Annotated in this window: 1 protein-coding gene; it reads left to right on the top strand. The window is 62.9% G+C overall.

Going from position 1 to position 12,583, the window contains the following annotated elements; genetic code table 11:
• The coding region (locus ACZRKZ_RS27435; protein WP_463983191.1) for a non-ribosomal peptide synthase/polyketide synthase at nt 1-12,583 on the top strand (12,583 nt) is incomplete at both ends.

Here is a 12,583-nt window from a genome sequence, read left to right as displayed (position 1 = left end):
CCTGGGCGGCATCGGCCTGGCGCGGGGTTACCACCGCCGCCCAAGCCTGACCGCCGAACGTTTTATCGCCAGCCCATTTGTGGCCGGTGAGCGCCTGTACCGCAGCGGCGACTTGGCCCGCTACCGCGCCGATGGCGTGATCGAATACGCCGGGCGTATCGACCATCAAGTGAAGATCCGCGGCCTGCGTATCGAGCTGGGGGAAATCGAAGCGCGCCTGCTGGAACACGAGGCGGTGCGCGAAGCCGTGGTGCTGGCCCGCGACGGCAAGCAACTGGTGGGTTATGTGGTGCCAACCCAGGCCGATCTGCTGCACGCCAGCGATGACGACCAGCAAGCGCTGCGCACCAGCCTGCAACTGCACCTGGGACAGGTTATGCCCGAGTACATGGTGCCAGCGCACCTGCTGCTCCTCGAACAGATGCCCCTGAGCCCCAATGGCAAGCTCGATCGCAAGGCACTGCCTGCCCCGGACGCCAGCCTGCAACAGGCCGCCTACGTCGCGCCGGGCACCGAACTGGAGCAGCGCATCGCCACGATCTGGCAGGACGTGCTCAAGCGCGAGCAGGTGGGCATTACCGACAATTTCTTTGCCCTGGGCGGCGATTCCATCGTCTCCATCCAGGTGGTCAGCCGCGCCCGCCAGGCGGGGATTATTCTGACGCCCAAGGACCTGTTCCAGTACCAGACCGTGCAGAGCCTGGCCCGTGTCGCCCAACTGGGCAGCACCTTGCACATCGATCAGGCACCGGTCACCGGCGCCACGCCACTGTTGCCGTTCCAGCAGCAGTTCTTTGAAACCGAAATCCCTGAGCGTCAGCAGTGGAACCAGTCGCTGTTGCTCAAATCTTCCCAGGCCATCGACCCGCTGCGACTTGAACAGGCCTTGCAGGCGCTGGTGGTCCATCATGATGCCCTGCGCTTGAACTTTACCCCGGATGGCCAGGCCAGCCATGCTCGGGTCGAACAGACCCAGCCGTTGCTGTGGCAAGTCGAAGCCGCCGATGAAGGGCAATTGCACGCCCGTTGCGACGAGGCCCAGCGTTCGCTGAACCTGCAACAGGGCCCGTTGTTGCGGGCACTGCTGGTGCAGATGGCCGATGGCAGTCAGCGTTTGCTGCTGGCTATTCACCACCTGGTGGTCGATGGCGTGTCCTGGCGGATTCTGTTGGAGGACTTGCAGAGCGCCTATCAACAGCTTGGATCGGCCAGTCGCGTCAAGCTGGCGCCCAAGAGCAGCGCCTTCAAAGCCTGGGCCGAGCGCCTGGAGCAGTACGCCGGCAGCGATGCCGTGCAAGCGCAGTTGGGCTACTGGCAGCAGACCCTGGGCAACGATCTCATCGATTTGCCTTGCGACAATCCTCAGGGCAGCCTGCAAAATCGCCATGGGGCCACGGTGCAGACGCGCCTGGACCCAATCCTGACTCGGCAGTTGCTGCAGGACGCTCCCGAGGCCTATCGCACCCAGGTCAACGACTTGTTACTGACTGCCCTGGCGCGAGTGATTTGCCGCTGGACCGGCGCCGCCTCCAGCGTTATCCAGCTGGAAGGCCATGGCCGCGAAGACCTTTTCGAGCAAATCGACCTGAGCCGTACCGTAGGCTGGTTCACCAGCCTGTTCCCGGTGCGCCTGACGCCAGCGGCCGACCTCGAACAGTCGCTGAAAACCATCAAGGAACAACTGCGCGGCGTACCGGAAAAAGGCCTCGGCTATGGCTTGCTGCGTTACCTGGGCGGGTCCGATGAGCGCACCGCCCTGGCGCAGCTGCCAACACCACGTATTACCTTCAACTACCTGGGCCAGTTCGACGGGCAGTTCGACGAAGCCTCCTTGTTTGTCCCTGCCAGTGAGTCGTCGGGCGCCGAGCAAAGTATCGATGCGCCCTTGGGCAACTGGCTGACCGTTAACGGCCAGGTCTATGGTGGCGAGCTGAGCCTGGAGTGGGTCTACAGCCGCGAGATGTTCAAGGACGCCACGGTGCAACAGTTGGCCGACGCTTACGCGCAGGAGCTGACGGCCCTGATCAGCCATTGCAGCGATCCGGCCCATCGCGGCGTGACCCCCTCGGACTTCCCGTTGGCCGGCTTGTCCCAGGCGCAACTGGATGTGCTGCCCTTTGCGCTGCGAGACGTCGAGGACATCTATCCGTTGTCGCCAATGCAACAGGGCATGTTGTTTCACAGCCTGTACGAGCAGGAAGGTGTCGACTACATCAACCAGTTGCGGGTCGATGTCGACGGGCTCGACAGCGAGCGCTTCCTGGCCGCCTGGCAGGACACACTGGCGGCCCATGAAAGCCTGCGCAGCGCCTTTCTCTGGCAGGGGGTATTTGAACAACCGGTGCAAGTGATTGCACGGCAGGTCGAGCTGCCTTTCGTCGCCTTCGACTGGCGCGGTCGCGATGACCTGGCCCTGGCCCTCGACGGCGCCGCAGAAGAGCAACACAAGCGTGCGTTTGTGCTTGATCGCGCGCCGTTGCTGCGCCTGTGCCTGATCCAGACCGGCGACGCTCGCCACCACCTGATCTTTACCAACCACCATATCTTGCTGGATGGCTGGAGCAACGCGCAGCTGTTCGGCGAAGTGCTGCAACGCTATGCCGGCCAGGAAGTGGCCCAGTCGGCAGGGCGTTACCGTGACTACATTGCCTGGCTCAAGGGTCGCGACAGCGCGGCCAGCGAAAGCTTCTGGGCCGAGCAACTGGCCGCCCTCGACGCACCGACTCGCCTGGCCCAGAGCCTGGCCAGTGGAGATGCCGGGGCCAAAGGGCATGGCGAGTTGGTCCATGTGCTGGATGCAGCTGCCACCCAGCGTCTCAATACCTTTGCCCGCGAACAGAAAGTCACCCTCAACACCCTGGTGCAAAGTGCCTGGCTGCTGCTGTTGCAGCGCTACACCGGCCAGTCCACGGTGGCGTTCGGGGCGACGGTGTCCGGTCGACCTTCGGCGCTGCAAGGGATCGAGCAGCAAATCGGCCTGTTCATCAACACCCTGCCAGTGATCGCCGGCAGCGAGGCCCAGCAGACCGTGGGCCAATGGCTGCAAGCGGTGCAGGCGCTGAACCTGAGCCTGCGTGAGCAGGAACACACGCCGTTGTTCGATATCCAGCGTTGGGCCGGGCAGGGCGGTGAAGCTCTGTTCGACAGCATCCTGGTATTTGAAAACTACCCCTTGTCGGACGCGTTGCAGCAAGCGCAAACCAGTGGCCCGCGCTTCGGTGAAGTGCTGACCCTGGAACAAACCAGCTACCCGCTGACCCTGGGTATCAACCTTGACGAGACCCTGACCCTGCACTACGGCTACGCCCTGCAGAGCTTTTCGGCGCCAGTGATTGCGCGGATCAACGCACAATTGCTGCACCTGCTCGAACAATTTAGCCAGTCAGCGCAACGGCCCACCGGGGCTCTGGATCTGCTGACGGCAAGCGAGTGGGACCACTTGCGGTCGAGCAACACGCCGCAGCCCTACACGCTGCAACCTTTTGTGCACCAGCGCATTGCCGCGCAGGCGCCGGACAGCGTCGCGCTGATCGTCGACGGCCAAACCCTCAGCTATGGGCAACTGGATAGCCGCGCCAATCGCCTGGCCCATGCGCTGATGGCTGAAGGCGTGGGACCGGAAGTACGGGTGGCGGTGGCCATGCCCCGCAGCGAAAACCTGATGGTGGCGTTGCTCGCCGTGCTCAAGGCCGGCGGTGCCTATGTGCCGCTGGATGCCACTTATCCTCAGGAGCGCTTGGCGTACCTGATGCAGGATTCGGGCGTGGCGCTGCTGCTGACCGACTCCAGCCTCATTGGCCAGTTGCCGAAAGTCGCCGGCCTGCAAGCCCTGGAACTGGACCTGATGGACTTCAATCACTGGCCCGCCACGGCGCCGGTGGTCGACCTGCATCCGGACAACCTGGCCTACGTGATCTACACCTCCGGCTCCACCGGTCAGCCCAAGGGCGTCAGCGTGGCCCATGGGCCTTTGTCCATGCACTGCCAGGCCATTGGTGAACGCTATGCCATGACCCCGGCGGATTGTGAGCTGCACTTCATGTCCTTTGCCTTCGATGGCGCCCATGAACGCTGGCTCACCTCGTTGACCCACGGCGGCAGCCTGCTGCTGCGTGACGACAGCCTGTGGACCCCCGAGCAGACCTACGCTGCCATGCACCAATACGGTGTCACCGTGGCGGCGTTCCCGCCGGTGTACCTGCAACAACTGGCCGAACACGCCGAGCGCGACGGTAACCCGCCGCCGGTACGCATTTACTGCTTTGGCGGCGATGCGGTGCCCCAGGCCAGTTTCGAGTTGGCCAAGCGCGCGCTGCGCCCACAACACATCATCAACGGCTATGGTCCGACCGAGACGGTGGTCACCCCGCTGATCTGGAAAGCCGGCCCAGAACTGCAATGCGGCGCCGCCTATGCGCCGATTGGCAGCCGCATCGGCGATCGCAGCACCTACGTGCTGGACGATCAACTCAACCCCTTGTCCCAGGGCCTTTGCGGCGAGCTGTACCTGGGCGGCGAAGGCCTGGCGCGAGGCTACCTGAACCGACCGGCGATGACCGCCGAACGCTTTGTGCCGGACCCATTTGGCGCGCCGGGCGGGCGTTTCTATCGTTCCGGCGACCTAGTGCGCCAGCGTGCAGACGGCACCACCGATTACATCGGGCGTATCGACCATCAGGTGAAGATCCGTGGTTTTCGCGTGGAGCTCGGGGAAATCGAAGCACGCCTGCAAGACAACCCGGCCGTGCGTGAAGCGGTGGTCGTGGCCCAGTCGGGCTTGAGCGGGCAACAGCTGGTGGCCTATGTGGTGCCGAGCGATTTGGCGCTGTTGCAAGACGATCGCCAGCCGGCCGCTATCAAGGCACAGCTTAAACGGGTGTTGCCGGGCTACATGGTGCCAGCCCATCTGTTGCTGCTGAGCGCCTTGCCATTGACACCCAATGGCAAGCTCGACCGCAAGGCCTTGCCCAAGCCCGAGGCAGGTGCCTCGCAAGTCGACTATCAGGCGCCGCAAAGCGAGCTGGAGCAACGGATCGCGGTGATCTGGCAGGAAGTCCTGCGCCTGGATCAAGTGGGCCTGAACGACAACTTTTTCGAACTGGGCGGCGACTCGATCATCTCCATTCAGGTGGTTAGCCGTGCCCGCGTGGCCGGGATTCACTTCACGCCCAAGGACCTGTTCCAACACCAAACCGTACAAAGTCTGGCGCTCGTGGCCCGTACCGACAGCCAGCGGGTGCAGATTGATCAGGGGCCAGTGAGCGGTGAAACGCCGCTGTTGCCGGTGCAACAGGTGTTCTTCGAACTGGCGATCCCCGAGCGTTCCCACTGGAACCAATCGGTTCTGCTCAAGCCTGTCATGGCACTGGATGCCGGACGACTGGAGCAAGCCTTGCAGGCTCTGGTGGCGCACCACGACGCCCTGCGCATGGCCTTTAGCGAAGACGCGACTGCCCGTTACCTGACGCCTGCGCAACTGCACGCCACGGCTCCGCTGTGGCAGGCCCAGGTGGCTGACGCCCAGGCCCTGGAAACCCTCGGCGAACAAGCCCAGCGCTCCCTGGATCTGGTAAACGGCGTGGTGATCCGTGCGGTGCTGGCGACCCTGGGAGACGGCTCCCAGCGCTTGTTGGTGGCGATCCATCACCTGGTGGTGGATGGCGTGTCCTGGCGCATTCTCCTGGAAGACCTGCAAAGTGCTTATCGGCAACTGGACGCTGGCCAACCCTTGCAATTGCCGGGCAAGACCAGTGCCTTCAAGACCTGGGCCGAGCGTTTGCATGACCACGCTCGCAGCCCTGCATTGCAGGACGAGTTGCGCTTCTGGCAGGCCCATCTGGCGGGCGCAGTCGCACACTTGCCGTGTGATCACCCCGAGGGTGGGTTGCAGAGCCGCCATGTCCTGACGGTACACACCCGACTGGACAGCAACCAAACCCGGCAATTGCTACAGGTGGCTCCGGCGGCCTATCGCACTCAGGTCAACGACCTGCTGCTGACTGCCCTGGCGCGGGTGATCTGCCGCTGGACGGGGCAGGCCTCCACGCTGATTCAGATGGAGGGCCATGGCCGCGAGGAGCTGTTCGACGAGATCGACCTGACGCGTACCGTCGGCTGGTTCACCAGCCTGTTCCCGGTCAACCTGGCGCCGGCCGCCGGCCTTGGCGACTCGGTCAAGGCGATCAAGGAACAGCTGCGCAGCATTCCACAGAAAGGTATCGGCTTCGGTGCCCTGCGTTACCTGGGCAACGAGGATGCGCAGCAGGTATTGCGCGGCTTGCCGACTCCGCGCATCACCTTCAACTACCTGGGCCAGTTCGACGGCAGCTTCGATGAAGTGGATGGCGCATTGTTTGTGCCGTCGGCGGAAAATGCCGGCGCCGAGCACAGCCTTGATGCCCCGCTGGGCAACTGGCTGACCCTCAACGGTCAGGTATATGCCGGCGAGTTGAGTCTGGATTGGCGCTTTAGCGCGCAGATGTTTGACACCGCGAGCATTCAGCGCCTGGCCGATGACTTGCAGCAGGAACTCGCTGCGTTGATCGAGCATTGTACCCAGGCCCTGGGTGTGACCCCATCGGACTTCCCGCTGGCGCGGTTGAGCCAGGCACAGCTGGATGCACTGCCGATGGCCGTGGCGAACATCGAAGACGTCTACCCGCTGTCGCCGATGCAGCAAGGCATGTTGTTCCATTCGCTGTACGAACAGGACAGTGCCGACTACATCAACCAGATGCGTCTGGATGTCGGCGGCCTTGATCCCCAGCGTTTCCGCCAAGCCTGGCAGGCGGCGCTGGATGCCCATGACAGTCTGCGTTCAGGGTTTGTCTGGCAAGGCGAACTGGCGCAGCCGGTGCAAGTGGTGTTCAAGCACGTCGAGTTGCCCTATGCCTTGCATGACTGGCAAGACCGCAAGGACCTGCCCGCCGCCCTCGACCAACTGGCCGACCAGCAGCGTCAGCAAGGCTTTGAACTGGCCCAGGCACCGTTGCTCAACCTGCAATTGGTACGGATCGGCGACACCCGTCATCACCTGATTTTCACCAGCCATCACCTGTTGATGGACGGCTGGAGCAGCTCGCAATTGCTGGGCGAGGTCCTGCAACGTTACAGCGGCCAAGCCCCGGCAACCCAGCCTGGGCGCTATCGTGACTACATCGGTTGGTTGCAGGCCCAGGACAGTGGTGTCAGCCAGCAGTTCTGGCGCGAGCAACTGGCACCGCTCAGTGAGCCGACCCGGCTGGCCGAAGCGCTGGCCCATGACAAATACGCCACGGTTTCGGCCAGTGGTTATGCCGATCATTTCCTGGTCCTGGATCGTCAACAGACCCGGCACCTGGGCGATTTTGCCCGGGCCAATAAGGTGACCCTCAACACCTTGGTCCAGGCCGCCTGGCTGCTGCTGTTGCAGCGTCATATCGGCCAGCCGGCCGTGGCCTTCGGTGCGACAGTGTCCGGGCGCCCGGCACAACTCAAAGGCGTGGAGCAACAGATCGGCCTGTTCATCAACACCTTGCCGGTGATCGCCAGCCCGATGCCTGAACAAAGCGTCGCCCAATGGCTGCAAGTGGTGCAGGCGCAGAACCTGGCGTTGCGCGAGCATGAACACACGCCGCTGTTCGATATCCAGCGCTGGGCCGGGCAGGGTGGTGCAGCCCTGTTCGATAACATTCTGGTGTTTGAAAACTACCCGGTGTCCGAAGCGCTGCAACAAGGCGAGCCCGATGAGCTGAGCTTCGGCGCCGTTCACAGCCATGAACGCACCAACTACCCGCTGACCTTGATGGTCAATGTGGGCGAGCAGTTGGCATTCCAGTTCAGCTATATCGAGGCGAAATTCAACGGTGCGGCCATCGTCGGGTTGGCGGCTTGCCTGGAGACGTTGCTGGCGCGCCTGGCCGAGTCCGCCGAGCGGGCGTTGGGCGAAATCGACCTGTTGCCGGTGGCCCAGCACCAAGCTGTGGTTACGCGCTGGAACAACACCGCCACCGAATACCCGTTGCAGCAAACGGTGCAACAGCTGATCGAAACCCAGGTCGAGAAAACCCCGGATGCCCCGGCGTTGGCGTTTGGTGAAGAACACTTGAGCTATCGCCAGCTCAACGACCGCGCCAACCAGCTCGCTCACTACCTGATCGAACAGGGCGTTGGCCCGGATGTGCTGGTGGGCGTGGCGGCCGAGCGCTCTACCGAAATGGTGCTGGCTCTGGTGGCAATCCTCAAGGCTGGCGGTGCCTATGTGCCGCTGGACCCGGATTACCCACAGGATCGCCTGAGCTACATGTTTGAAGACAGCGGCGTGAACCTGCTGCTGACGCAAGCCGCATTGCTGCAACGCCTGCCCCTGACTGACGCGATGCACACCGTGGCCCTGGACCAATCGGGTGATTGGCTGGCGGGTTACAGCACCGCCAATCCATCGGTGAGCGTGACCGGCGAAAACCTCGCCTACGTGATCTACACCTCGGGTTCCACTGGCAAACCCAAAGGCGCCGGCAACCGCCACGTCGCCCTGACCAACCGCCTGTGCTGGATGCAACAGGCCTATGGCCTAGATGCCAGCGACACGGTGGTGCAGAAAACCCCGTTCAGCTTCGATGTCTCGGTGTGGGAGTTTTTCTGGCCGCTGATGACCGGTGCTCGACTGGTGGTTGCCGCACCGGGTGATCACCGTGACCCCGCCAAGCTGGTTGAGTTGATCAAGCGCGAGCAGATCAGCACCTTGCACTTTGTGCCGTCGATGTTGCAGGCCTTCTTGCAGGACGAATCCGTCCACAGTTGCACCAGCCTCAAACGCATCGTGTGTAGCGGTGAAGCGCTGGCGGTGGATATCCAGCAACAGGTGTTCGCCAAGCTGCCGAATGCCGGCCTGTACAACCTGTACGGCCCGACCGAAGCGGCCATCGACGTGACCTACTGGACTTGCACCGACGAAGGCCGCGACAGCGTGCCCATCGGCCAACCCATTGCCAACCTGACCACCTATATTCTGGACAGCAGCCTTGAACCGCTGCCAGTCGGTGTCGTGGGTGAACTTTATCTGGGCGGCATCGGCCTGGCGCGGGGTTACCACCGCCGCCCAAGCCTGACCGCCGAACGCTTTATCGCCAGCCCATTTGTGACCGGTGAGCGCCTGTACCGCAGCGGCGACCTGGCCCGCTATCGCGCCGATGGAGTGATCGAATACGTCGGGCGTATCGACCATCAAGTGAAGATCCGTGGCTTGCGTATCGAACTGGGTGAAATCGAAGCGCGGCTGCTGGAACACGAGGCGGTGCGCGAAGCCGTGGTGCTGGCGCAGGACGGTCCTGCCGGCAAGCGTCTGGTGGGTTACGTGGTGCCTGTCGATGCTGACTTGTGCCAGACCGATTACCTGACACTGCTCAAGACCTACCTGCTGCAAGAGTTGCCGGAGTACATGGTGCCGGCGTCGATCCTGTTGCTGGAGCAGATGCCCCTGAGCCCCAACGGCAAGCTGGCGCGCAATCTACTGCCGCTGCCGGAGGCTGTTCAGGCCCAGGCCTATGTGGCGCCGGTCAATGATGTCGAGACGACGCTGGTTGCCATCTGGCAAACGGTGCTGGGTCTTGCGCAGGTCGGTGTCACCGACAACTTCTTCGCCTTGGGCGGTGACTCCATTGTCTCCATCCAGGTGGTCAGCCGTGCCCGTCAGGCGGGTATCCGTTTCACGCCCAAGGACCTGTTCCAGCACCCTACCGTGCAGGGCCTGGCCACGGTGGCGAAAACCGGTGTCAGTGCGCTGGTTATCGATCAGTCGCCGGTCACCGGTGAAACCCTGTTGCTGGCGATGCAACAGACGTTCTTCGAGCAAGCGATTCCCGAACAGCATCACTGGAACCAGTCGGTCCTGCTCAAGCCGCGTCAGGCCCTTGATGGCTCGGCGCTGGAGCAGGCCTTGAACGCGGTTTGTGCCCACCATGACGCCTTGCGCCTGCGCTTTACCGAGCAGGCGTCGGGCTGGACGGCTCGCTTCGGCGAAGTGCAAGCGCAAGCGCATCCGCAACGTGTGTGGCAAGTCAGCCTTGAACATGCAGAGGACCTTGCTGTGTCGGGCCTTGAAGCCCAGCGCAGCTTGAACCTGCAAGACGGCCAGTTGCTGCGCGCACTATTGGCGACCCTGGCCGATGGCAGCCAGCGTCTGCTGTTGATCATCCACCACCTGGTGGTGGATGGCGTTTCCTGGCGCATCCTGTTGGAAGACCTGCAAGTGGCCTATCAGCAAGCGCAAACGGGCCAGCCTGTGCGCTTGCCGGCCAAGAGCAGTGCTATCAAACACTGGGCCGAGCACTTGCAGGCGTATGCTCGTAGCGAGGTGGTGCAACAAGAGTTGCCGTTCTGGCAGGCCCAGTTGCAAGCGGGCAGCGAGTTGCCTTGTGACCATGGCGACGCGAGCCTGGAAAATCGCCACGCCGTGACGATCCAGACGCAACTGGATGCCACCCTCACGCGCCAGCTGTTGCAACAGGCCCCTGCGGCCTACCGCACCCAGGTCAATGATCTGCTGTTGACCGCGCTGGCGCGGGTGATCAGCCGCTGGACCGGCCAGTCGGCCAGCAGCATTGCCCTGGAAGGTCATGGCCGTGAGGATCTGTTCGACGACCTCGACCTGACCCGTACCGTGGGTTGGTTCACCAGCCTGTTCCCGGTGCGCCTGCACGCTCAGGACGATCTTGGCACAGCAATCAAGACGATCAAGGAGCAACTGCGGGCAATCCCGCACAAAGGCATTGGTTTTGGTTCGCTGCGCTACCTGGGGGATGAGGCGAGCAAGGCCGCCTTGAGTGCCCTGGCGATGCCACGTATTACCTTCAACTACCTGGGGCAGTTCGACAGCCAGTTTGATGACGCTGCCTTGTTCGTGCCTGCCAGTGAGTCGGCCGGCGCCGAGCAAAGCGCCGCCGCCAACCTGGCCAATTGGCTGACCCTCAACAGCCAGGTCTATGGCGGCGAATTGAGCCTGAGCTGGACCTTCAGCCAGAAGATGTTCGACAGCCAAACCATCCAGGCCTTGGCGGACGACTATGCCCAGGAACTGAGCGCACTGATCGCCCATTGCTGCGATGGTGTACACGGTGCGGTCACGCCGTCCGACTTCCCCCTGGCTGGCTTGAGCCAGGAGCAGTTGGACAGCCTGCCGTTGCCAGCCAGCGCGGTTGCCGACATTTACCCACTGTCGCCGATGCAACACGGCATGCTGTTCCACAGCCTGTACGAGCAGGCGAGCGGCGCCTACATCAACCAGTTGCGGGTCGATGTCGACGGCTTGCAGGTCGAGACCTTCCGCGCGGCCTGGCAGGCGGCGCTGGACGAGCATGACATCCTGCGCAGCGGCTTCCTCTGGCAGGGCTCGTTCGAGCGGCCGGTGCAGGTGGTACACAAACACGTGAGCGTGCCGTTGAGCGTGCTCGACTGGCAGTCCCGTACCGATCTTGACCAGGCCCTGGATGCCCTGGCCCTGGGCGAGCGCGAACAGCCTTTCGATTTGCAGCAACCGGGGCTGTTGCGCCTGACGTTGGTGCGCACAGGCGAAGACCGCTATCACCTGATCTACAGCAACCATCACATCCTGCTCGACGGCTGGAGCAACGCGCAGTTGTTCGGCGAGGTGTTGCAGCGCTATGCCGGTGAGGCGGTGGCGCCATTTGCCGGACGCTACCACGACTACATCGCCTGGCTGCAACGCCAGGATCGAGCGGTGAGTGAGGCGTTCTGGAAGCAGCAATTGGCGCCGCTCAATGAGCCGACGCGGCTGGCCCACAGCGTCAGTCATGGCGTCGAAAGCCTGGGCAGCGGTCATGCCGAGCAGGTCCGTGTACTGGACCGCAGCTTTACCCAACGCCTGGGCGAGTTTGCCCGCCAGCAGAAAGTCACCCTCAACACCTTGGTGCAAGGGGCCTGGCTGCTGCTGTTGCAACGCTACACCGGTCAGGACGCGGTGGCGTTCGGTGCCACGGTGTCTGGGCGTCCGGCAGAGTTGCCGGGTGTCGAGCAGCAGATCGGCCTGTTTATCAACACCTTGCCTGTGGTCGCCAGCCCACGGCCCGAGCAGCGTCTGGGTGAGTGGCTGGAGCAATTGCAGGCACAGAACTTCGCCCTGCGTGAGCAGGAGCACACGCCGCTGTTCGACATTCAGCGCTGGGCCGGGCAGGGCGGTGAAGCGCTGTTCGATAACATTCTGGTGTTCGAGAACTACCCGGTGTCCGAGGCTTTGGAGCATGGCGCAACCAGTGGCCTGCGCTTTGGCACGGTGGCTAACCATGAACAGACCAACTACCCGTTGACGGTGTTGGTGAATATGGGCGAACGCTTGTCGCTGCATTTCAGTTTTGATCTGGGCAGTTTCAGCGAAAGAGTTATCGAGCAGATTGCGACGGGGATGATCCACCTGCTGGGTTGTCTTGAGGCTGATACGTTGCTGGGTGATATCGACTTGTTGCCGGTGGCTGAGCGCCAACGGTTGATCGAGGGCTGGAACACCACCGCCACCGAATACCCGTTGCAGCAAACGGTGCAACAGCTGATCGAAACCCAGGTCGAGAAAACCCCGAATGCGCAGGCCTTG

The organism is Pseudomonas sp. c313 (genome assembly GCF_055407145.1).
This window is presented reverse-complemented; position numbering and strand designations above follow the sequence as displayed.